Source organism: Devosia sp. Z6_126 (genome assembly GCF_058133495.1).
Window position 1 is genome coordinate 684,040 of record NZ_JBYUNO010000001.1, and the last position, 23,519, is coordinate 707,558.

The window sequence follows — 23,519 nt, forward strand, 5'->3', positions numbered from 1 at the left end:
CACAAAGCCAGCTGTCAAGCAAATCAGATGATTTACTTTGCACCAGGCAGAGCAATGCGGCTGAAGGGAACAATAACTAGGGTGCGATCAACCTCCGCCTGCGGCTGTGCTTCCGGTGGCGAAAGCGGAAACCGTGTGAGAAAGAGTGAGCGGGGTGTCGGCCTGCAGCTGGACTGCCGTCGCGACGCCGCGCCGGCTGATAGGGTTAGGCCGCTCGGAAAGCCGGGTGTTGAGATCGAAGGCGGAAGCAATGGGCTCGAGTCCGATGCCGCGATAGCGCCCTTGCCAGGGCTCGCCTTCGATGCCGCGATCGGTGCACCAGATCTGCAGCGAGGGGAGCAGGTCGCGGTCCCAATCGATCTCGACCCCTGCGCCTTCCTCGAGGAACACGGCGCGCAACGGTCCGCGCATGCCGCAGAGCTGGACGCTGAAATTGGGCTCGCCCAGGGGCACATGGCTCAGATCGATGTGCCCGCCCCGATGCGGCACCGCAGCGAGCGCGGAAAATTCCTGCGCCTCCCCTGCCCCCACCCGCCGGGGATGCACCAGGCCGAACTCAAACTCGGCTTCGAGTTGCAATTGCCCGCGCGCTTCAGGCAGCCGCATAATGGGATGCAGGCCCACCGAAACGGCGCCGGAGCGGCGGGGGTAAATAGTGAGGCTCGAGTCGAGAACCGGCGCTCCCGGCCGTCCGGCGACCCGGCGCTCGAGCCGGCGCACCAAGGAGTCCGCGGGGTAATCGAGCCCGAGGGTAACGCTGTGCTCGGTTCGCGCAACCAGCTCCCATTCCGCGTCACCGGCCGGGCCGTGAATGGGCACAAGGGGCGGCTCGCCCATGAGTTCGGCCCATTCGGGTGGCCCGATCGGCTGTGGGGGCCCGGCGCCAAAGGGCAGGCAAACAAAATCGCCGCCCAGTTCGCGCAGATGCCCGATGATGGCGGGATCGCTCACCTGCCCCATCCAGGGGGCGCGGGCAAAGGGGCGGAAATCTCTGCCGCCAAGATCAAAGCGGCACTCGGCCAGCATGGCAGCGGTGCTCAGCACCAGCGCATCGCCATGGCTCCAACCGAGTGCGAACTGTTTCACCCCAGCCTCACCAATTGGTCACCGAATCATCGGGGCGGCGCAGATGGGGCGCTTCCCAAAAACGGAAGCTTTGCGCCGCGAGCCTTCCTTCATCCACCTCGACACCAAGGCCCGGTCCGTCCGGCACCCGGTACACCACGCCTTCGAGGCGCGGCTGCTGGGTGAAGATCTCATTGCCCGCTTCCCCGCTATAAAGATCGCCCACCGCCACCCGGGTTTCGAGCCAGGAGAAATTGGGGACGGCGGCGGAGAAATGGATGGTGGCGGCGGTGCAGATCGGCCCCAAGGGGTTATGGGGCATCATGTCGACATAATGGGCCTCGCTCCAGCCGGCCACTTTCATGGCTTCGGTGAAGCCGCCAACATTACAGAGATCAAGCCGGTTGAACTGGTGGATGTCGCGCTCGATAAAGGGCAGGAACTGCCACTTGCTGGCAAATTCCTCGCCGATGGCAAAGGGTACATCGGTCAGCCGACGCAGCGCCTCATAAGCCTCGGGCGTCTCGTCGCGAATGGGTTCCTCAAGGAAGTCGAGCGTGCCGGCCGGCATGCGCTGGCAGAAGCTCGCCGCTTCCGCCACGCTCAGCCGATGGTGGTAATCCACCCCGATCACCACCTCCTCGCCCAGTGCTTCGCGCGCGGCAACCAGCGCCTTTGCCGTTCGACCGATCGACACGCGCGGCTCGAAGATGTTGTCGGCATTGCTCCAGGCGGCGGGAAAGAAGCGCACCACGTTCCAGCCACGCGCAACCAGCGCCTGCGCGGCCGCGATGCCTTCGGGTCCCTCGACATTGGCGACGGAGGGAAAGGTCGGGATCACGTCGCGCTGCTTGCCCCCTAGCAGCTCGTAAACCGGCACGCCCAGCGCCTTGGCCTTGAGGTCATGGAGCGCAATATCGATCGCCGATTGGGCAGCGAGCAACACGCGCCCGCCTTCGAAATACTGGCTGCGATACAGCTCCTGCCAGATGGCGCCGATGCGCATCGGGTCGCGCCCAAGCAGAAATTCGCGGAAATGCTCGATCGCGCCGATCACCGCCTTTTCGCGGCCCGACAGCCCGCTTTCGCCCCAGCCATAGAACCCCTCGTCGGTTTCGATCTTGAGGATCAGCTGGTTGCGGTGCCCGACCCAGACGGGAAAGGGCTTGATGGCAGTGATCTTCATGCCGCTCCCTTAAGCTCGGGGTGAAAGGCAACCACGGTGGGTGAACCCACATCGATGGGGGCGTCGAGCGGCTCGAGCCCGCCGCTCTGCGGCTCGTAGCGGAACAGCGACACCCGGTCGCTTTCCTGATTGGCAACGGCCAGGAGCGTACCGGAGGGATCGAGCGCCAGGTCGCGCGGAATGTGTCCGCCTGCCGGCGTGGTGCCCAACAGCGTCGGCAGTCCGGTTTGGGTATCGAGAACAAAGCGAGCGACACTGTCATGGCCGCGATTGCCGACGAAGATGTGTTGCCCGCTGGGGTGCACTGCGATGGCGGAGCAGGAATTGCCGGGGTGCCCGCCCACCGGCAGGGTGGACACGGCACCCAGCAGTTCGAGCTGCCCCGCCTCGGGGTCGAAGCGCAAGGTGGCAAGGGTGCTGTCGAGTTCGTTGACGCAATAGACCAGCGGCAGGCTCGGGTGGAATTGCAGGTGCCGCGGCCCGGCACCCGGCGCCAACTCGGCCGCGCCATGCGCCAAAACGGCGCCGCTTTGCGCGTCGAAGCGATAGATCAGCAGCCGGTCAATCCCGAGATCGGCCACGAGGACAAAGCGGTTGTCAGGGCTCCAGCGCAGGCAATGAGCATGGGGCCGCCCCTGCCGGTCGGGATCCTTGCCCTGCCCGGTATGGGTGATTTCGGCACAAGGGGCGCCGAGGCTCCCATCGACGCGCACAGGGAAAATGGCAAAGGAGCGGTTGGGCTCTTCGGTGATCGGCACGCCGCCATAATTGGCAATGCCGGCCCAGCGGCCCGAGCGATCAAAGCCGGCAAAGCAGGTGTAATCGCCCCGGGTGGGCTGCTTGTTGCGATAGCGCAGGGCGCCGGTCGCCCGATCCAGTCCATAGGCGGTGATCAAGCCTTCATGCCAGCCATCCACTTCGCTGACGGCGACCAGGCTTTGCCCATCGGGCGCCACGGCCACAAAGGTCGGGTTGTCGATGCCCTTGGTGATGGCCAGCGGCTCTGCCACCCCGCTCACCAGGTCCAGCCGGAAGGCTGCAATCCCTTCCCCGGCAGGCTTGGCGACATAGCCGATCCCGCGATTGACACCACCAACGAACACCAGGGCAGAAGGCATGTAACCAGGTCCTCAAACTTTTGCAGCGCAGGGCTGGCCGAGGGAACGCCGGCCGGCAAGGGTTTCAGAACAGGTCGCAATAATCGGCCATGCGCAGCAAACCTTGCATATAGCCAATGGCATGGGCGCGGCCGCGATGGTTCCAGTCGCTGTCGCCATCCAGTTTGGGAACATGATCGTCGAGCAGGAAGCCATCGAAGCGATGCTTGGCCAAGAGCGCAATCACTTCAGCCGGATCGTAATTGCCATCGCCGATGAAGCATTCGGTGAAATTGGGAACGGCGCCCTGCACGTCGCGGAAATGGATATAGGCGATGGTGCCGCGCGGGGCGAAGAACTCGATCATCTCAATCACCGCTGCCTTGCCGCCCGGCATTTCCGAGCAACAGCCGAGGCACAGATCAAGCGCCCAGGCCGGTGACTGGCCGGCGAGCTCATAGGCGCGGCGGAAGTTTTCGGGCTGGTAGAAGAGGCGGGCCACCCCGCCCAACATCGGCACGGGCGGATCGTCGGGATGGAGCGCCAGCCGCAGCCCTTCTTCTTCGGCCACGGGCAGCACCGCTTCGATGAAATAGCGGTAATTGCTCCACATCGCTTCTTCGGTGATCACCGGGCCGTCCTTGCCAAAGAGCGGCATGGAACTCGCCCGCCCGAGCGTTGTGGGCATGAAGCTGCGCAGGGTTTCGAGATCGTCGGCATGGGCCTCGACAACGCTCATGTCGAACTGGCGCGCCAGCGCCCCGCCCCGGGTCTGCGCGGTTCGATTGGTGGTCCAGACCGAATTGGGCATGAAATGATAGCCCAGCACCGGCACCCCGGCCCGCGCGACCGCGCGGATCGTCTGCTGGTAATTCTCGATCTGCTCGTCCCGGCCCTCAAGCCCGAGCATGGCCTTGTGGTAGAAATGGGTGGGCACATTCTCGATGGCCTCGAACACCAGCCCCGCCGCCTCGACCTCTTCCACCAGCGCGCGCACATCCGCTTCTTCCCAGCGCGCGTCGCCGGGAAGGGTGGGGTTGTTCATCTGGATTCCGGTGGCCCCGATCTGCGCGGCAAAGCGCAGGCGCTCCTGGCTGAGCTCGTGGAATTGCCCGACAGCGATTCTGATCGCCACGACGTCCCCCTTGCACTGGCCAGCTCGTGCCTCTTGGCGGGCTGAAGCGGCCGTGATGCAAATGAGACTAGGCCAGCCGCCCGCCGCTGCCAACTAACAACCGAAGAAAGTTTTGCGCCCGTGGCACTTGGCACAACAAAAGATGTCAGCGCCCAGCAAGCGGAGCATGGGAGCACTCTGCGCGGCGCCTGGGAGAAAACATCCATTCAACTAGTTGAAACCGGGCGGGCTTGGGCGCAGTTTGCCTGACCAAATCCGGGCCTCAGCAGGAACCGGACAGCCAGGAGAAGAAGATGAAGCTAGCTAAAGTGCTTGTTGCTGTCGGTTTGATGGCCGTGGCCACGCCGGTATGGGCGCAGACGGACCTCGATGCGGTCAAGCAGTCGGGTGCGCTGCGCATCGGCACCGAAGGCACCTATGCCCCCTTCACCTTCCATGACGCTAGCGGGGAACTGGTGGGCTTTGATGTCGAGATCGGCCGTGCCATCGCCGAGCATATTGGGGTCGAGCCGCAATTTGTGGAAGGTCCCTGGGACGGCCTCATCGCCGGCATCGACGCCAATCGCTATGACGTCGTCATCAACCAGGTCGGCATTAATGCCGAGCGGCAGGCCAAATACGACTTCTCCGAGCCCTATATCGCCTCCAAGGCCGTGCTGGTGGTGCGCGAGGACAATACCGACATCACGAGCTTCGAGGATCTCTCCGGCAAGCGCTCGGCCCAGACGCTGACCAGCAATTTCGGCAAGCTGGCGCAGCAATATGGCGCTGAGCTGGTGCCCACCGAAGGGTTCGACCAGTCGATCGCGCTCGTCACCCAGGGCCGTGCCGATGCCACCATCAATGATAGCCTCTCCTTTTACGACTTCAAAAAGCAGCAGCCCGGTGCCGAAGTGAAGATCGTCGCCGAAGCCGAAGATGCCGATTTCTCTGGCGTGCTGCTGGCCAAGAACCGGCCCGAGCTGCTGGCCGCCATCAATGCGGCCCTGGAGGAGATCAAGGCCGACGGCACCTATGCTGAAATTTCCCAGAAGTATTTCGGCGAAGACGTTTCCCAGTAAACTTTCTCCGATATTGTGTGAAAGGATCGGCCCGGTTCGGCCGGTCCTTTTTTGTTGACGGAAACCCCGCGATGCCGCCCTGGCTTTCTTTGATGCTGGACTCCCTGCCCTCGCTGCTTTGGGCATGCCTGCTGTTCACCATCCCGCTGACGCTGCTGTCGTTTATCTTGGGCCTGAGCCTGGGTTTTCTTGCCGCCATCGCCCGGCTGTTCGGGCCGCGCCCGCTGGTCGCACTGGTCAAATTCTATGTGTGGATCATCCGCGGCACGCCGTTGCTGGTGCAGCTGTTCCTGATCTTTTACGGCCTGCCCAGCATCGGCATCGTGCTTGATGCGTTTCCCGCCGCCCTGATCGGCTTCACCCTCAATGTCGGCGCCTATACGTCCGAGATCATCCGCGCCGTCCTGCTGTCAGTGCCCAAGGGGCAGTGGGAAGCCGCCTATTCGATTGGCATGACCTGGCCCCAGGCCATGCGCCGCGCCATCCTGCCCCAGGCAACGCGGGTAGCCATTCCCCCATTGTCCAACACCTTTATCTCGCTGGTGAAGGACACATCGCTGGCGGCCGCCATCACCGTGCCCGAGCTGTTCCGCGCCGGCCAGCGTATCGTCGCGACTAGCTACGAGCCGCTCATTCTTTATGTTGAGGTCGCCCTGATCTATCTTGTTGTCAGCTCGGTATTGTCGAGCCTGCAGGCCAGAGTGGAGCGACGCTTTTCCCGCTATGGCGGTTTCATCGAGGCTGGCGCGTGATCACGCTCGAAAACATCCACAAGAGCTTTGGCGATGCTGAGGTGCTCAAGGGCGTCAGCGTGGCCGTTCCCGAGGGGAGCGTAACAGCGCTGATCGGCCCGTCGGGCAGTGGCAAGAGCACATTGTTGCGCTGCGTCAATCTGCTGGAAATGCCGCAAGCGGGCGATGTCCGCATCGATGATGCCGTCATCCATTTTGGGCCTGGGATCAAGGTGGACCGCAAAGCCGTCCTGGCTCTACGGCGCAAGACTGGCATGGTGTTCCAGAACTTCCAGCTGTTTCCCCATTTCACCGCGCTGGGAAATGTGATGGAGGGACTGCTGACCGTGCTGAAATGGCCCCCCGACCAAGCGCGCCAACGCGGTCTCGAACTGCTCGAAAAAGTGGGGATGGCGGCCAAGGCCGATGCCTGGCCATCGAGCCTTTCGGGCGGGCAGCAGCAACGCGTCGCCATTGCCCGTGCCCTGGCGCCGACGCCCAAGGTCTTGTTGTGCGACGAGCCCACTTCCGCGCTCGATCCGCAGCTGGCTGGCGAAGTGGTGGAAGTTCTGGCGCAACTGGCCCGCGAAGGCACGACCATGCTGATGGCCACCCATGACCTGCGCCTTGCCGCCACCATAGCCTCCAATGTGGTGTTCATCGAGGCCGGGGAAGTCGTCGAGGCAGGCCCGGCGCAACAGGTGTTCGGCAGTCCCGCCTCTGAACGGACCAAGCGCTTTGTCTCGACGCTGACGGCGCAGGCTGCGCCCATCCAGATGGTGTGACTCCCGCCGGCTCTTATGCCGGCGGATCGTTCGGCGTCAGCAGGATGGCGGCGAGCGGTGGCAAGGTGAGCCGCAGGGACGCCGGCCGGCCGTGCCAGCTGACGTCTTCAGCATTGATATGGCCGCCATTGCCGACATTGGAGCCGCCATAGACTTCTGAATCCGAGTTCAAAATCTCGCCCCAGCTTCCACCTTGCGGCACCCCCACCCGATAATCGGAGCGCACTGCCGGCGTCATGTTACAGGCGATAACCACCGGGGGCACGCCATCGCGGCCCTTACGCAGATAGATAAAGACGCTGCCCTCGGCATCGCTGGCGTCGATCCATTCAAACCCCTCCGGGTCCGCGTCGAGCTGGTGCAGCGCCGGATGGTTGCGATAGGTATGATTGAGGTCCCGCACCAGCGACTGCACGCCCTTGTGCATGGGATCTTCGAGCAGATGCCAGTCGAGCGACTGGTCGTGGTTCCATTCCCGCTCCTGGCCGAACTCGCCGCCCATGAACAGGAGCTTCTTGCCCGGGTGGGTCCACATAAAGGCAAGATAGGCGCGCAGATTGGCAAATTTCTGCCAGCGGTCGCCCGGCATTTTGCCCAGGAGTGACCCCTTGCCGTAAACGACCTCGTCGTGGCTCAACGGCAGCACGAAGTTCTCGGTATAGGCGTAGTGCAGCCCGAAGGTCATCTCACCCTGGTGATGCCGGCGATAGATGGGGTCGAGCTGCATATAGTGGAGCGTATCGTGCATCCACCCCATGTTCCATTTGTAGCCAAAGCCGAGGCCACCGTCATAAATGGGGCGGCTGACCTTGGGAAAAGCGGTGGATTCCTCGGCAATGGTCTGCGAGCCCGGATTGAGCTCATAGGCGCGGGTATTGGTTTCCTTGAGAAAAGCGATCGCTTCGAGATTTTCGTTGCCGCCGAACTTGTTGGGGATCCATTCGCCCGCCTCACGGGAATAATCGAGGTAAAGCATGGAGGCCACGGCATCCACGCGCAGGCCATCGATATGGTAGCGGTCGAGCCAGAACAAAGCACTGGCCTCAAGGAAATTGGCCACTTCATTGCGCCCGAAATTGTAGATCAGCGTATTCCAGTCGCGATGAAAGCCCAGCCGGGGATCTTCATGCTCGTAAAGCGCGGTGCCGTCGAACCGAACGAGGCCATGGGCGTCGGACGGGAAATGTGCGGGTACCCAATCCATCAAGACGCCAATGCGGGACGCATGCAAACGGTCCACGAAGCGCGCAAAACCTTCCGGCGTGCCAAAGCGGCTAGTGGGGGCAAACAGGCCCACCGGTTGGTACCCCCAGGATCCGCCAAATGGATGCTCGGTGACCGGCATGAGTTCAACATGGGTAAAGCCCATATCGGTCAGGTAATCAGCGAGCTGGTCGGCAATGGCGTCGTAGTCGAGCGCCTCGCCGTCCCCTCCTGTTAGCCAGGAGCCCAGATGCATCTCGTAGATCGACATCGGGGCCGATAAATCCTGCCGCCCCGCGCGGTTGCGCATCCACTCGCTGTCCTGCCAGTCATGTTCGGGCAGGCCGTGCACGACCGAAGCGGTTGCGGGTGGATGTTCCTGGTAAAAGGACAGCGGGTCGGCCTTGAGCGGCAGCCGCTCGCCATGGGCGCCAATGATCTCGTATTTGTAGACGGCGCCCTTCTCTAGACCCGGGATAAACAGTTCCCAGATTCCGACACCTATGCGCTTGCGCATGGGGTGGCGGCGCCCGTCCCAGGCGTTGAACTCGCCCACAACGCTGACGCGCGAGGCATTGGGCGCCCAAACGGCGAAGGCAACCCCGTCTATCCCTTCCAGAACTGTTGGATGGGCCCCCAGTCTTTCGTAGAGGCGGAAATGGCGCCCTTCCCCCAGCAGGTATTCGTCCATCTCACCCAGAATGGGCGGGAAGCGATAGGGGTCTTCGGCTTCCCAGGCAAATTCGCCGGCCGACATGGCGAGCCGATAAGCAAAACGTTCGTTGCGGTCCGTGATGAACCCCGAAAAGAACCCTTCAGGGTGGATGCGTTCGAGCTTGGCGACCTTCTCGCCAGTGGCGCTGTCCACCACCTCAACTTGCCCCGCCTGCGGAGCAAAGACATTGACGGCAAGGGGCTCGCCATCGCCTCCCTGCATGCCCAGCGTGGCAAAGGGATTACCATGCCGCCCCCGCACGATCGCTTCGACATCGCCAGGATAGGCTGACGGCCGCGCAGTGTCTTGGTTCATTGGATTGTCCACGGGTTCAGCCTTCACTCAGGAGGTCTTTGATGCCACTGAGGGGAATTTCCACCCAGGCGGGCCGGTTCGCCAACTCGTAGCCAACCTCGTAGATAGCCTTTTGCAGCAGGAACATCTCAGTCAAGGCCTTGGCCAGGGCTGGGTCGGGCGGAAAGCTCGAGGCATCAGCCACGCTGGTTTCGTATGCCGCGACGAAGTCAGCGCTGATGCCGCGGCGCCAATCCTCGACCCGTGTCCGCACCCCATCAGGCAGGCTGCCCGTTTCGGCTTGGTAGCGGCTGAGGGCAGTCCAGGCGGCGTAATGGAACGAGCGCAGCATGCCGGCGACATCACGCAGGGGGGATGACTTTGCCCGGCGCTCGGGCAGGCTGCGCTTGGGCTCGCCTTCAAAATCGATGATCATCACGTCGCGCCCGGTCACCAGGACCTGGCCGAGATGGTAATCGCCGTGAATGCGCGAGCGCCCACCCGAGGGTGCCATCTCTGAGCCAGCCTCGATGCGCTCGATCAGCAGTTCGCGCTTGCTGAGAATCTCCTCGGCTATCGCACGGGCCGCCCCCGGCAGGCTGGGCAGGTTCTGCTCGAGACGGTCGAGAAGATCGTGAGCTTCGGCGACCGCTTCAGCGGCCCAGCCGGTAATGTCAGATCCGGCCAACTGCTCGACACGGAAAGCGGCCTCGTTTGTATCCACGGCGAATGCCTTGTGCATTTCCGCCGTGCGCTGCCCCAGGATAGCGCCGATCCAGTTGCCGTCGTCAGCCGCGCCGTCCAACAGGCTCTCGGTCAAGGCATTGGTTACCGCCGCCCAGGCGTCACCCTGGTTGGGCACATAGGCAAACACGGCGGCGAGCGTCGTTGCCTCACCCGAAGTCGGACGATGTTGGATTTCGCCCAGGAATTCAGGCGTATTGGCAAACTGTCCGACAGCGGTCAGGAACCGCGCCACTTCAACATCGGGCTGCTCACCCGAGCGCAACCGGCGGTAGAGCTTGAGGATGATGGTGTTACCAAACGCGATCGACACATTGCTTTGCTCCGCGCCGAGCGGACGTGGCTCGCCGACATCGCCGCTGGCCTGTAAGGCTTCGCTTGCGGAAAACACGACCTCCCCAGTTGCCGTGCTCATGATGTTCTGCTCGCGCAAGGCTTGCAGCAATGCCTTGGCAAAGCCGCCGTCAAGGGCACCATCGATCAGCACACCGGACCTGGAGTCGCTGTTGATATTAGCGAGCACCGGGGGTGCGGCCGAGCCGGCACTGCCTCGGCCCATATCGCTCCACACTGCTGAAAGCGGCAGCAGGTAGCGCTGCGTTTCTCCCCCGACGGCAACATCGGCGGCAATGAGGGCGTGAGCGCCGGGCTCGAGTTCCCCCAGCGGGGAAAGGCTGACGCCAGTGATCGTGCTGTCCTTGGCGCCGAACCAACGCTGGAACGGCAGGAATGCCGGCAGGGTCACGGATTCAAGCTGTGTCTTGCCCTCCCCGGTGATGGCCGAAACCAGCTGCCCATCGGGGGAAAAGAGCGTGGGAATGGGCGAAGCCATCGGCGCTGTCGGGGCGTTCATCGCGGTGCCCCCGGCGCAATCAGACGCCAGATGGCGTATGGCTTGTAGAATGGATCAAGATGGATGTGCTGGTACTTGCCGTGCCAGGTGAAGTGATGCCCCGTTACCATGTCCTCGACCTCGATCGAGGCATCGTCGGGAAGGCCGAATTCCCATAGCGGCAACTCGAAATCGGCGCCCTGCTGGTTGTGCGGGTCAAGGCACACATGGAACAGCAGGAAGTCCGAACGGTCCGCGGTGCGCTTGCCGTAACACAGGATGTTGTCGTTCCAGGCGTTATAGAAAGCCAGGCTCGTAAACTCCTGGAGCGCCTTGTGCTCGCGGCGCAGCCGGTTGATGAAGGCGATGTCCCATTTGATGTTGTCGGGCTTGTCGAAGTCCCAGGCCCGGATCTCGTATTTCTCCGAGTTGAGATACTCCTCCTTGCCCGGAACCGGCTCGGACTCGCAGATTTCAAAGCCGTTATAAACGCCGTAGCTGGCCCCCAGCGTCGCGCCCAGGATCAGCCGCGTCTGGAACCCGGGCCGGCCGCTTCCCTGCAAGTAGCGGGGGTTGATGTCGTGAGTGGTGGTGAAGAAGTTGGGCCGCATATAATGGCGGCACTCCTCCTGGGTTAGCTCGGTCAGATATTGCTCGAGCTCCCACTTCACATTGCGCCAGGTGAAATATGAATAGCTCTGGCTGAAGCCGACCTTGGCCAGCCGCTTCATCACCTTGGGGCGGGTGAAAGCTTCCGAAAGGAAGATGACGCCTGGATCCTTGGCGCGCACCTCGGCGATAAGCCATTCCCAGAACGGGAAGGGCTTGGTGTGGGGATTGTCGACGCGAAAGATGCGGACGCCATGATCCACCCAAAGCAGCACGATGTCGCGCAGCTCATGCCAGAGGCTTGGAATCGCATCGCGATAGAAGTGGACGTTGACGATGTCCTCGTACTTCTTGGGCGGGTTCTCGGCATATTTGATCGAGCCGTTCGGACGCCAGTCGAACCATTCGGGATGCGACTTGATCCAGGGGTGATCGGGGGAACACTGGATGGCGAAATCGAGCGCGATCTCAAGATCATACTCGGCGGCAGCTGCAACCAGCCGGTCGAAATCCTCGAACGTGCCAAGCTTGGGCTCGATTGCCTCATGACCGCCATCCGCCGATCCAATGGCATAGGGGCTGCCGGGGTCCTCGACGGTCGCACTCAGGCTATTGTTCTTGCCCTTCTTGTTGGTTTGCCCGATCGGGTGGATGGGCGGGAAGTACAGCACGTCAAAGCCCAGATCGCGGATATAGGGTAGCCGCGCGATCACATCGTCAAAGGTACCGTGCCGGTCCGGACTGCCCGACTGCGAGCGCGGAAAGAGCTCATACCAAGCGCCGAACGCAGCGACCTTGCGATCAACGAAGATCTCGAGCACGCGCTCATACTGGCTGAAATTGGTTCGCGCAGCGGCGCGCTGCATCACGTCGGCCACAGCATCGGAACTCAATAGCGCCAGGCGCTCGGGATTGTTCTGCAGCGCTGTGTATGCCGCCAACACGCCGGACAGTTCCCGCCTGTCAGCATCATTGGCCCGGTCTGAGCGCTGTGCGACATCGAGCAGGCGACGCCCCTCCTCGAGTTCCAGGCTGACATCAATGCCCGCAGCGTGCTTTTTGGCGATCTCCTTGCGCCAGCTGCCATAAAGGTCCCGCCAGCCGGCAAGGGTGAACTCGTACAACCGGTTCTCAGGAAAGGCGATCGTCGTGCGCCAGCGGTCGTTCTCGACGAACTCCATGGGCTGTTCAAACCAGGCTTCGGTTCCCGCCGGGCGATACAACAGGGCCGCGTCTATCGTGTCATGACCATCGCTGAAAATGTCAGCCTCGATCACCACCTCTTCGCCCACCACGCTCTTGGCGGGGAAGCGGCCGCCATCAATCTCGGGCATTATCCCCTCGATGGCTACCCGGTTGGCAGCCAGCCGGAACAATTCCTGATCGCCGGCATCCACCTGTCGGGGAGCGCTCACCGGCTGAGCGGTTGCCACTCGAGCCTTGCTGGGCTTAGCCTTTTTATTGTCGAGCAGCATGATGTCCCCACTTCCGGCATGATTGCGGACCAAATGCTTCAATCTGTGGTTTAGTTTCGCTTTCTTGTCAGAAGTTTAGTGACGCCTACGGCAAAACCCGCTGACCGCTTGTGGACCCGGACCTAACCACTGCAGGTGGTCGGTGAGGAACAAACGCGCCGCTGGCAGATTGCCGTAGCCGTAGAGGACGCTAGGTAGTTTGTTGCTGCCCGACGTCCTGTACGTCGATGAGGAGAACCGATGTCCAACGACCATCACGAAGCGCGGCCTGCGCTGAAACAACTCGCACAGCGTTACGGCATCGGGGTGCAATTCGAGGACGCGCTAGGGCGCCACATATCGGTATCCGCGGCAACAATTCAGCTTCTGCTCGCGAGCATGGGCGTTTCAGTCGCCGATGAGGCTGAAGCCCAGACCGCACTTGAGCAATTCGATTACGAAGCCGCCGCACGCCCCCTCCCCGCCAGCATTGTCGTAACGCCGCAAGACGGCGTGTGCGCGCTCGAGGTCAAGCTCCCGGCCGGCACTGACCAGCTCGCTTGGCAAGTCGTGCTGGAGGACGGGAAGGAGATCAGCGGCGTCGCCGATTCCTTCGCTGCTTCGCGCCAGGGCAAGGTCAGCTTGCGCATTCCCGACCTGCCATTCGGATACCACCGCTTGCAACTTCCAGAAATAAGTGCGGAGGCAAACCTCATCGTCAGCCCCGGTCGCTGCTGGTTGCCCCCAAAAACGGCAACGGGTTATTGGGGTATTGCTGTGCAGCTTTATCTGCTGCGTTCAGCCGCAAACTGGGGCATCGGCGATTTTTCAGACTTGCAAGAGCTGATCAAGGTCGCTGGACCTCGCGGTTGTGCCGTGATCGGGCTTAACCCCCTGCACCAGATGTTCTTGGACGATCCTGAAGCTGCAAGCCCTTATTCACCCGCAACGCGGCTTTATCTGAACCCCCTTTATATCGACGTGCTGGCGGTGCCTGAGTTCGGCCAGTCCGAAGCGGCGCAAACCTTGGTGGAATCGGCCGATTTCCAGCGGCGCCTTGGCGACTGCCGCGCCACAAAGCTGGTCGATTACACTGCAGTAACCGCGCTCAAGCTTGAGGCACTGCAGCTCGTCTTTGAGAGCTTCACGAAAGCAGGCAGTGCCGAGCGCAAAAACGCGATGGCCGCCTTCCGCGCAGAAAAGGGCGAAAGCCTTGAACGCGCAGCCTTGTTTCAGGTCATGCGACAACATTTTGCCAGCGAGAATCCGTCGCAAGCCAGCTGGCAGGACTGGCCGAGCGACATGCAGACCGCCGGCTCGCCAGCACAAATGCAGTTCGCACGCGAGCACGAGGCTGAATTGGACTTCCAGATCTATCTCCAGTTCCTCGCCGATGAACAGCTAGCGAGGGCAGCCGAGGAAGCCCCCCGGCAGAGCATGGCTATCGGCCTTTATCGAGACCTGGCGGTGGGATGTGATCGCTCCGGTGCGGAAACCTGGGCAAATCCGCCCGCCTTCCTGCAGAGCACCCTGGTGGGTGCCCCGCCCGATATCTTCAATCCCGCTGGGCAGAATTGGGGCCTTCCGCCATTTGATCCAATTGCGCTCAAGCGCGAAGGCTATAAAAGCTTTGCCGAGTTGATCCGCTCCAACATGGCCCATGCCGGCGGCCTTCGGATCGACCATGTGATGGGCCTTGCCCGTCTTTATTGCATCCCCGAGGGCAAGAGTTCAGCGGAAGGCGCTTATGTGAGCTTTCCCCTCGATGAGCTGATTGGGGTTTTGGCGCTGGAATCCCAGCGGCAGCAATGCCTGGTTGTCGGGGAAGATCTCGGCACCGTGCCGCCCGGCTTCCGCGAACAGCTCGCCGCTGCCAACATCTTGTCGTACCGCGTGCTGTTTTTTGAACAGGATTTCCAAACCGGCAAGTTTGTGCCGCCGGACCAATACCCCGAACTGGCGCTAGCGGTGACCGGCAGTCACGATCTGCCGACGCTTGAGGCGTGGTGGGAAGGCGACGACATCACTTTGAAGGACAGCTTGGGGCTTTATGGAACCGAGGAGGAAACCCGCAGCCAGCAAGAAAGGCGCGACCGGGAGCGGTTAAACATCCTCGAGGCATTCACGCAGGCTGGATTGTTCAGCCCTGCGCCGGGGATAGCTGATGTCTCAGCTGAGCTCTTTGCCCGGGAGGCGCACCGCTTTCTTGGCATGACCCGGTCCACGCTGCTGGTCACGCAACTTGATGACATGACTGGTGACATCGCCCCGGTCAATGTGCCCGGCACCTCCACCGAGCACCCCAACTGGCGCCGAAAGTACGCGATGACCATTGAGGAACTTGCCGAGGACCCCGATGCCTGGAGCCTTGTCGAGCCGCTGAGAAGGGCAGGCTAGTGGCTTTCTGCCAGATCAAGGCAACGACGGCTTAATCGAAGCGTTCAGGCTCAGCCGACATACAGCATAACCCGCACTAGATCATTGCCCGACCAGCGAACAGGCCAGATATGGACAAACCGGATCCGCAATACATCGACTGGCTCTTAGAACAGTCCATGCTCAACAATGCCCGCAAGCTTGCCAGCCGCTATGCTGGTCAAGGGCGGTTCTGGCGCAATCCGTATGCAGAAGCGCGGCCACGCGCGGCTTCGGCGTTGGCCTCGGTCTGGTTCACCGCCTATCCCGCCGCGATCGTCACCCGCGAAGGCGAGAGCGTATTGGCGACGCTCGGCGATCCCGAGCTGTGGCGGTCGCTCGCAGCCATCGGCGTGCAAGGCGTACATACCGGCCCGATGAAGGAAGCCGGCGGCATTCGGGACGGCGTCAAGACGCCAACCGTCGACGGTAATTTCGACCGCATCAGCTTCGAGATCGATCCGCAATTTGGTACGCTCGACGAATTCGTAGCCATGAGCCGGGTGGCAGCCGCCTACAATTCCATCGTTATCGATGACATCATCCCCGCCCATACTGGCAAGGGCGCCGATTTCCGCTTGGCCGAAATGTTCTATGGGGATTATCCCGGCCTCTACCACATGGTGGAAATTCCCCAGGAAGACTGGAACCTGCTCCCCGATATTCCAGAGGGACGCCGGGCCGCCAATATGTCGCCGTCTTGCGTCGATGCGCTCAAGAGCAAAGGCTATATCGTTGGCCAGCTCAGGCGCGTGATCTTCTTTGAGCCGGGCGTCAAGGAAACCGACTGGAGCGCCACCGACGTTATCTTGGGCGTGGATGGCGTAGCGCGGCGCTGGGTTTATCTGCACTATTTCAAGGAAGGCCAGCCTTCGCTCAACTGGCTCGATCCAACCTTTGCTGCCCCACAAATGATTGTCGGGGACGCGCTGCATTCACTCGATATCCTGGGCGCGCGCGGCTTGCGGCTCGATGCGAACGGCTTTCTCGGTGTGGAGGTTCAGCAGAACGAGACGGCTTGGTCCGAGGGCCATCCGCTTTCCCTTGTTGGCAACCAACTCATTGCCGGCATGGTGCGCAAAGCAGGTGGCTTTTCCTTTCAGGAGCTCAACCTGACCGTCGATGACATCGCCGAAATGTCAAAGGGGGGCGCTGATCTCAGCTACGACTTCATCACCCGCCCCGCCTACCACCACGCCGTCCTGACCGGCAGCACGGAATTTCTGCGGCTGATGCTGCGCACGGTCCATGAATTTGGCATTGACCCAGCTTCGCTGATCCACGCGCTGCAAAACCATGACGAGTTGACGCTTGAACTGGTGCATTTCTGGACCAAGCACGCCAACGATACTTACGTGTTTGAAGGCCAGACCTGGCCAGGGTCCTTGCTGCGCGAGCATCTGCGCGACACCCTTTACCTCAAGCTTACGGGCGAAGCCGCACCCTATAATCTGCGCTTTGTGGCCAATGGCGTCGCCTGCACCACCATTAGCGTGATCACCGCTGCGCTCGGTATCCGCGATCTCGATGCGATAACGCCCGAGCAAAAGGAGCTGATCAAGCGCATCCACCTGCTGCTGGTCATGTACAACGCCTACCAGCCGGGCGTTTTCGCCCTGTCGGGATGGGATTTAGTCGGCGCCCTGCCGCTTCCGGTGGAATCGGTTAGTGAGCTCACCAGCGAAGGCGACACCCGTTGGATCGAGCGCGGCGCCTATGATCTGATCGACGTCAATCCGGGCGCCGAGCACTCCAGCGCGGGCCTGCCCAGAGCGCGTATGCTCTATGGTCCACTTAATCAGCAGCTAGACGATCCAAAGTCCTTCGCCAACGAGCTCAAGCACCTGCTGGCTGTGCGCCAGGCGCATGGTCTCTTCGCGGCCAAGCAGATTGCCATTCCAGACGTGCAGAACAACAGCCTGCTCGTGATGGTGCATGAACTGCCCGATCAACGCGGGCTGCAGGTGACTGCGCTCAATTTTGGGCCAGATCGGGTCGAGGAAACCATCACCCTGGAGCATGCCCAGACCGGACCCGTGATCGACATGTTACATGGCACGATCTTTGGGGATTTGCCGGAATCGGGCGAACTCTTCATCGGCCTTGATGGCTATGAAGGCCAGTCCCTCCGCATCGTGGGAGCTGTCCCCTCGATCTAGGCACACGATTGAGTGAAAGGTGCCGACCAAGGGGAACCGGCACCTAGGTTAGCGGGTCCCTGGGAAAGGGGAACGCCGCAGGCATCCTCAGCATTCAACCCAAGCTATTGCAAGGAGATGCGCATGCTGGCGATGGATTATCGAGGGCCCTATCGGGTGCGGGCCGAGCAAAAGCCGATGCCCGAGATCCTCCATCCGGAAGATGCGATCGTGCGGGTGACGCGCTCATGCATCTGCGGCTCGGACCTGCATCTTTACCACGGCATGGTGCCCGACACCCGGATCGGCATGACCTTCGGGCATGAGTTTACCGGCATTGTTGTCGAGGTCGGCTCGGAGGTTCGCAACCTCGCCGTGGGCGACCATGTGATCGTGCCCTTCAATATTGCCTGCGGCAAATGCCACTTCTGCCAACAGGGTCTGTTTGGCAATTGCCACGAGTCCAACAGCCAGGCGACTGCCGTGGGCGGCATCTTCGGCTATTCCCACACCGCTGGTGGCTATGATGGCGGGCAGGCCGAATATGTGCGCGTTCCCTATGCCGATGTGGGGCCAACCAAGATCCCGGCCGGCATGGATCTCGATGATGCGGTGCTGCTGACCGATGTGGTGCCCACCGGCTATCAAGCCGCCGAAATGGGCGGCATCCAGCGCGGTGACACGGTGGTGGTGTTCGGGGCCGGCCCGGTTGGCATCATGGCCGCCCGGTGCGCGTGGCTGTTTGGGGCCGGACGTGTGATCGTCATTGACCATCTCGAATACCGGCTTGATTTCGCGCGCCAGTACGGTCCGGCCGAGGTCTACAATTTCCGCTCCATCGAAGATCCGGTTTATTTCCTCAAGAAGATCACCGACTCCCTGGGCGCTGACGTCTGCATCGATGCGGTGGGCGGAGACGCAGCAGGAAGTGCATTGCACACCCTGCTCGGCACCAAGCTCAAGCTGGAAGCGGGTGCCGCGACCGCGCTGCACTGGGCGATCAACTCGGTCAAAAAGGGCGGGATCGTTTCAATTGTCGGAGTTTATGGCCCAACCGGGAATTTGGTGCCGATCGGCAATGTCGTCAACAAAGGCATCACCATTCGCGCCAACCAGGCTTCGGTGAAGCGCCTCCTGCCGCGGCTGATCGAGCATGTGCAGGCCGGCCGCATCAACCCCAAAGCCCTTATCACCCACAAAGTGCCGCTCGAGGAGGTCTCCGATGCCTACCACATCTTCTCTGCCAAGCTCGATGGTTGCATCAAGCCCGTCCTCGTCCCTTCCTCAATCAATGTCGCCTGAAGCCCTGGCGGCCCAGCAGCGGATTGATCCGACCCAGGTGGTCGGCTGGGGTGTGGATGCCGACCCGGCCAACAATCCAACCTACCCGATGCGCGACATTTCCAAGGACAGCAAGGGTGGGCTGGATTGGCTACGACCAGCCTTGCAGCCAGAAACTGTCGAGGTGCTCCGTTCAACCGAGCATAATCGGCGCACCGCCGTATTTGGCACCTCTACTCCGCCCAGAGGCGTCAGTGGGGCGCTCCGCCGGCAGGCGTTCAAGAGCAGCGAAGGTAAATGGAGCCATTGGCTGATCCTGTTGGCAGCGGACCGCATCAACGTGGTTGAAGGCGTAGCGGCCGACCTGCTGGCCGGCCGAGTGCCCAATATCCCGGCCGAAATGGGTATCAAATCTGAAGTCGCCCACAACATGCCCGGCTTGATCCGCAAAGTCGCGGTTACCGGTGCGGTGTTGACCTTGGCTTATGCCTTGGTGCGATCCCGCCAAGGTGATGGTCGCCGGCATCCTGCCCGGCCCACCCCTCGCTAATCCCCCGAGAGCAAGGTGATTGCGGCGCAGATGCGCCACAGTCACCGCAAATACAGCTCTCTCCAGTCAGCTCTCTGCTTTGCGGGTGCTGTGCCACTTGCGGCAGGATGCGCTTATCGCTCAAACTGCGCACATATGAAGGTCTGCCTTCGGCTGCAGCGCTTTGAACCGCGTGACTTGCTGCTAAAGTGGATTGCACCCCGTCCGCGCCACACATGCCCTGGCGCAGCAAGCGGAAGCGGTAGGAGACTGACCGGTTGGCCGACACTAGCCTGCGCAGCGCACTGCGATTGCATACTCAAGCCGTGCATACGCGCCTCGACAATGTTGTGGGCCAATTCGAAAGCTTGGACGATTATCGGGCCTTTGTTCTCCGCTCCTACCGATTCCGCGCCGCGGTGGAGCCGACCGTCCGAGACCGGCCAGAATGGTCGGTGCAGGACTTGGCGGGTCCTCTCCGCGCCGACCTGAAGGATCTCAGGCAAGCTGATCTTCCAAGCGCCCCCATCCTCGAGCTTCCCTTGGGGTTTGCTTCGGCCCTCGGGGCACTTTATGTGCTGGAGGGCTCGGGCGTGGGTGCGCGCATCCTTTTTGCGCGGGCACAACAGCTTGGACTAAGCGAGCATTTCGGAGCACGGCATCTGGCGGCGCAAACGGACGATCCGGGGCGCTGGAGGCGGTTCGTGGCCTTGCTCGGAACTGCTGAGCTTGACCATTCCGCAGCATTGCATGCCGCACGGGCCGTGTTTGAACTGGCTCTGTCGATCCATTCGGAGCCTGTCTTTGCCAGAGCCTAAGACCGTTGACCTGACCAATTGCGACCTGGAGCCGATCCATATTCCCGGATCCATCCAGCCCTATGGCACAATGCTGATTGCTGATGCCGATAGCGGCATTGTTGAAGGCTTTGCCGGACCCGACGGTTCTGCTCCAATCCTTGGGCTTCCGTTGGCTGAGCTCACGGGGCTCAACGTGCAAGCGCTTGCCGGCAAGATCCCGACTTCCGGCTTGCTGGTGCTTGGCCGCGTGCAGTTTGGTGGGCGAGCGCGTGATGGCGTCGCTTATCGCAGTGGTGGGCATCTGGTGGTTGAACTCACCGACCCCGACGAAAACGCCGATCTCGACGCACAATTCTTGGCGCAGCTGGAGACACTGGGCGCCACCTTGGAGCGCTCGACCACCCTGGCTGACCTGTCCAATCGAGCGGCGGGCATTTTCCAGCGGCTCACCGGCTATAGCCGGGTAATGGTTTACCGCTTCATCGATGACGAGGCGGGCGTGGTGCTGGGCGAAAGCATCAGCGATCGCTCTTCTAGCTTCATGAACCATCATTTCCCCGCCACGGACATCCCGCGCCAGGCGCGGGCGCTTTATGTGCGCAACAAGGTTCGCGTCATCGCCGATGTGCAGTACGAGCCGGCGCCGATCGTCAGCGCGAGCCGCGACCTGACCTCGATTGATCTCAGTGACTCGACGCTGCGCAGTGTGTCGCCGATCCATATCCAGTACCTCAAGAACATGGAGGTGGGCGCTTCGGCCTCCATGTCCATCGTGGTCGATGGCGTTCTGTGGGGCCTCATCGCCTGCCATCACCACCAACCGCGCGAATTATCGCTGACCACAAGGCTCGCATGTCAGGCCATGGCAACCGGTCTCGCCCGGCAGGTCAAGGCGCGTGACGAGGGCGAGTTGTATCGCGAGCGGATTGCGCTGCGCGCGCAGGAAGACGCCATCCTCGCCCGCCTCGGCACGGACAGCTCCCTCGTAGAGTTCTTTGCGCGATCGGGCGAAGAACTCGCCGCTTTGTTGCAAGCCGATGGCTTTGCCGCCGTTCAGGGGGGCGAGCTGTTTCGCGCCGGCAATTGTCCCTACCCAACAGATGTGCGCCAATTGGCGGAACATGTGCGCCATCCCGGATCCCTCAAGCCGGTCGCCAGCCGTGAACTGAGCAAGGACTATCCCGCAGCCGCGGCGTTTCAGGAGAGTGCCAGCGGGCTCCTCGCCGTCACGATGTCAACCGAGGTACCCACAATTCTGATGTGGTTCCGGGCCGAACAGTTGCAGACTGTCAAATGGGCCGGCAACCCGCACAAGGACGTGCCGCACGAGCCGGGGGCGGTGCTTAAGCCGCGCGCTTCATTCGAAGCATGGTCCGAAAGCGTGCGCGGCCGCTCACGGCCCTGGACATTGGCGCAGACGGAGTCCGCGTCCCGCGTTGTTCGCTTGATGACCGAGGCGCGCAACAACAGTCGCATCAAGCAGCTTAACCGCGAGCTGACGACCACCCTCAACGAGAATGAAAGCCTGATCCGCCAGAAGGATTTCTTGTTGCGCGAGGTCAATCACCGCGTCCAGAACAGTTTGGCGCTTGTGGGCGCCTTCCTGCGCATGCAGGGGCGCAATGCTGGCGAAGAAGTGCGCGCACATCTGGCGCAGGCGGAGAGCCGCTTATCGGCGGTCGGGCTGGCGCACCGGCGCCTTTACCAGGATGACAGTGTCGAGATTATCGACTTGTCGCGCTATCTTACCGAGCTGGTCGATGAGTTGCTGAAATCCATGGACGAGCGCTGGCGCCGACAGGTGACTTTGGATCTTGTCCCCATGCTGATCAGCACCGATCGGGCGGTTAGCGTCGGCCTCATCGTGAACGAGCTCGTGACCAATGTCACCAAATATGCCTATGGGGGTGAACCCGGCCCGCTGCTCATCAGCCTGCAGCAGCACCGTGACATGCTTCGCCTGATCGTTGCCGATAGCGGACGCGGTTATAGCGGGGTGACGGAAGGCACGGGGTTCGGCTCGCGCATGTTGGCGAGCTTGGTGCAGCGCCTCGGTGGATCCATGGAAATCGCCGACAATTCCCCGGGCGCCCGCGTGATTGTGGCGGCGGCCATCCAGGCCTGAGTCTTTTCCGCTTTGCAGACAACACAAAAATGGGCGGGGATTGCTCCCCGCCCATTTCTGTTAGTTCAAGAAGAGTACGATGATGATGATCAGCCAGATCGGCACACCGAGGAGCCAGAGACCCAAACCACGCAACATGATGTTTTCCTTTCCAGTGACGCTTAGAAGCGGCGGAACACTTCAGCAAACACGCTGTTCTCGTCCCGGTGATTGCCACCCTTCTGGGCGGCCCAGAAGGCGCCGATAGCCGAAATCAGCAGCGATGCAGCCAAAAGGAATGCACCAAGGATGCCGGTATTGCGCGCGGTACGCGCGGTTTCCAGCGCATCCTGACGGGCCTGCTCGATATTGCCGATCACCTGATCAACACGGGCATTGGCTTCTTCTGGTGTCAGCCCGGTATTGGCGGCAACGACATTGGCCAGGTAGGTGCGGTCCTCTTCCTCCACGGTACCATCGCCCAAAGCGGCCTGCGCGAAGATGCGGCCCGCTTCGGCTCGTGCGGCTTCGGGATTGGTTGGCTGCTGCGAGCGGAACAGAGTGTCGATGAAGTATGCGTTTGGATCAACTGCTTCAGCTGCGCCGCCCGCCACATTGGCGGTAGCCTGGGTTGCAGTGGAAAGTGCGGCACCCGCTGTATTTACAGCAGCGCCAATGCCGCTCACGGCTAGAACAGTGCCAACCACAACGGCGCCGGCCCAAACCAGCAGGCCATGGGCACCATCGCGCACATCACTCTCGTGCTCGGTGGCGTCGTGATAGCGGCGGCGCAAACGACCGGTGAGGTACCCGCCAGCCATGAAGCTCGACACCTGTACCCACAAGAACCAGCTGGCCGCCACGATGGCGATGAAGATCGGCGAGGCGCCTTCGCGTGCATTGAAGTCGAGGAAGTTCAGCCCAATTGCCGATCCGAAGCTGATGAAGACGACGGAAATTGCCGAAGCGAGCACAATACCTGCAATGATGGCGGGCCAGTCAACATAGGAGGACTGGTCGCCATCCGAAGCGGTTGTGGCTACGCGGGTTACACCCAGAGTAGATTCTATGGTCATGATGAGCCTTTCGCGGGGGGAAACGGAAGAAAGCTGCCGCTTCCCTTAGCTGAGGCCAAGAAAAGACAGGATGGCCAGGACGACCACAACAAGACCGACGAGATAAATGATAGAGTTCATGATGGAGTCCTCAGGCGTTTGACGCGATGATCACTCAACCGTGAGCTACTGCTTTTCGTTCCAGATAGTGCCCAGATTTTGTACAAAAGCGCACAAAAGAGCGGCATATCCGGGCATGAAAAAGGGCGGGATTGCTCCCGCCCGT

17 protein-coding genes are annotated in these 23,519 nt (G+C 61.7%); 9 read left to right on the forward strand and 8 right to left on the reverse strand.

Going from position 1 to position 23,519, the window contains the following annotated elements:
* Positions 1 to 87 precede the first annotated feature (87 nt).
* From AC3YOG_RS03405 to AC3YOG_RS03420, 4 genes are all read right to left on the reverse strand, one after another.
* Entirely contained in the window at positions 88 to 1,086 is a 999-nt protein-coding gene (locus tag AC3YOG_RS03405; protein ID WP_489934073.1) for a hypothetical protein, read from the reverse strand.
* Positions 1,087 to 1,093: 7 nt separating this feature from the next.
* Positions 1,094 to 2,251, reverse strand: a complete 1,158-nt coding sequence (locus AC3YOG_RS03410) for a mandelate racemase/muconate lactonizing enzyme family protein (protein WP_489934074.1) — start codon at positions 2,249 to 2,251, stop codon at positions 1,094 to 1,096.
* Positions 2,248 to 3,369 (reverse strand): lactonase family protein, encoded by a 1,122-nt coding sequence (locus AC3YOG_RS03415; RefSeq protein WP_489934075.1) that lies wholly within the window; start codon positions 3,367 to 3,369, stop codon positions 2,248 to 2,250. Before AC3YOG_RS03415 ends, AC3YOG_RS03410 begins: the two co-directional genes overlap by 4 nt.
* Before the next feature lie 64 nt (positions 3,370 to 3,433).
* On the reverse strand, positions 3,434 to 4,483 hold the full coding sequence (locus AC3YOG_RS03420; protein WP_489934076.1) for a mannonate dehydratase: 1,050 nt from the start codon (positions 4,481 to 4,483) through the stop codon (positions 3,434 to 3,436).
* A gap of 293 nt (positions 4,484 to 4,776) precedes the next feature.
* On the opposite strand from AC3YOG_RS03420, the gene AC3YOG_RS03425 reads away from it, so the two are divergent.
* The 3 genes from AC3YOG_RS03425 (at position 4,777) to AC3YOG_RS03435 (ending at position 7,060) form a co-directional block, all read left to right on the forward strand.
* On the forward strand, positions 4,777 to 5,544 hold the full coding sequence (locus tag AC3YOG_RS03425) for an amino acid ABC transporter substrate-binding protein (protein WP_489889368.1): 768 nt from the start codon (positions 4,777 to 4,779) through the stop codon (positions 5,542 to 5,544).
* 71 nt (positions 5,545 to 5,615) lie between these two features.
* Positions 5,616 to 6,296, forward strand: coding sequence for an amino acid ABC transporter permease (locus tag AC3YOG_RS03430; protein WP_489889369.1), 681 nt, complete (start codon positions 5,616 to 5,618; stop codon positions 6,294 to 6,296).
* Complete coding sequence (locus AC3YOG_RS03435; protein WP_127751614.1) at positions 6,293 to 7,060, forward strand: amino acid ABC transporter ATP-binding protein; 768 nt, start codon at positions 6,293 to 6,295, stop codon at positions 7,058 to 7,060. Before AC3YOG_RS03430 ends, AC3YOG_RS03435 begins: the two co-directional genes overlap by 4 nt.
* A gap of 13 nt (positions 7,061 to 7,073) precedes the next feature.
* Here AC3YOG_RS03435 and glgB read toward each other — a convergent pair whose 3' ends face one another.
* From glgB to AC3YOG_RS03450, 3 genes are read right to left on the reverse strand one after another with little or no spacing between them, the layout of a single operon-like run.
* Positions 7,074 to 9,293, reverse strand: a complete 2,220-nt coding sequence (glgB, locus tag AC3YOG_RS03440; protein ID WP_489934077.1) for a 1,4-alpha-glucan branching protein GlgB — start codon at positions 9,291 to 9,293, stop codon at positions 7,074 to 7,076.
* A gap of 16 nt (positions 9,294 to 9,309) precedes the next feature.
* Positions 9,310 to 10,869, reverse strand: coding sequence for a putative maltokinase (locus AC3YOG_RS03445; RefSeq protein ID WP_489934078.1), 1,560 nt, complete (start codon positions 10,867 to 10,869; stop codon positions 9,310 to 9,312).
* Entirely contained in the window at positions 10,866 to 12,932 is a 2,067-nt protein-coding gene (locus AC3YOG_RS03450; RefSeq protein ID WP_489934079.1) for an alpha-1,4-glucan--maltose-1-phosphate maltosyltransferase, read from the reverse strand. The genes AC3YOG_RS03445 and AC3YOG_RS03450 overlap by 4 nt, the downstream gene beginning before the upstream one ends.
* Before the next feature lie 240 nt (positions 12,933 to 13,172).
* Between AC3YOG_RS03450 and malQ the strand changes: the two genes are divergently transcribed.
* The 6 genes from malQ (at position 13,173) to AC3YOG_RS03480 (ending at position 22,199) form a co-directional block, all read left to right on the forward strand.
* Positions 13,173 to 15,308, forward strand: coding sequence for a 4-alpha-glucanotransferase (gene malQ, locus AC3YOG_RS03455; RefSeq protein WP_489934080.1), 2,136 nt, complete (start codon positions 13,173 to 13,175; stop codon positions 15,306 to 15,308).
* Positions 15,309 to 15,418: 110 nt separating this feature from the next.
* Positions 15,419 to 17,485 (forward strand): maltose alpha-D-glucosyltransferase, encoded by a 2,067-nt coding sequence (gene treS, locus AC3YOG_RS03460; protein ID WP_489934081.1) that lies wholly within the window; start codon positions 15,419 to 15,421, stop codon positions 17,483 to 17,485.
* A 123-nt stretch (positions 17,486 to 17,608) separates the two neighbouring features.
* Positions 17,609 to 18,766, forward strand: a complete 1,158-nt coding sequence (locus tag AC3YOG_RS03465; RefSeq protein ID WP_127751608.1) for a zinc-dependent alcohol dehydrogenase — start codon at positions 17,609 to 17,611, stop codon at positions 18,764 to 18,766.
* A complete protein-coding gene (locus AC3YOG_RS03470; RefSeq protein WP_489934082.1) occupies positions 18,756 to 19,295 on the forward strand; it encodes a hypothetical protein in 540 nt (179 codons plus the stop codon). Before AC3YOG_RS03465 ends, AC3YOG_RS03470 begins: the two co-directional genes overlap by 11 nt.
* A gap of 257 nt (positions 19,296 to 19,552) precedes the next feature.
* Positions 19,553 to 20,092, forward strand: coding sequence for a biliverdin-producing heme oxygenase (locus tag AC3YOG_RS03475; RefSeq protein ID WP_489934083.1), 540 nt, complete (start codon positions 19,553 to 19,555; stop codon positions 20,090 to 20,092).
* Positions 20,079 to 22,199 carry a histidine kinase dimerization/phosphoacceptor domain -containing protein gene (locus AC3YOG_RS03480; RefSeq protein WP_489934084.1) on the forward strand — a complete coding sequence of 707 codons (2,121 nt, stop codon included), beginning with the start codon at positions 20,079 to 20,081 and terminating at the stop codon, positions 22,197 to 22,199. The genes AC3YOG_RS03475 and AC3YOG_RS03480 overlap by 14 nt, the downstream gene beginning before the upstream one ends.
* Positions 22,200 to 22,360: 161 nt before the next feature.
* On the opposite strand, the gene AC3YOG_RS03485 is transcribed toward AC3YOG_RS03480, so the two are convergent.
* Entirely contained in the window at positions 22,361 to 23,254 is an 894-nt protein-coding gene (locus AC3YOG_RS03485; RefSeq protein ID WP_489934085.1) for a hypothetical protein, read from the reverse strand.
* Positions 23,255 to 23,519: the final 265 nt, after the last annotated feature.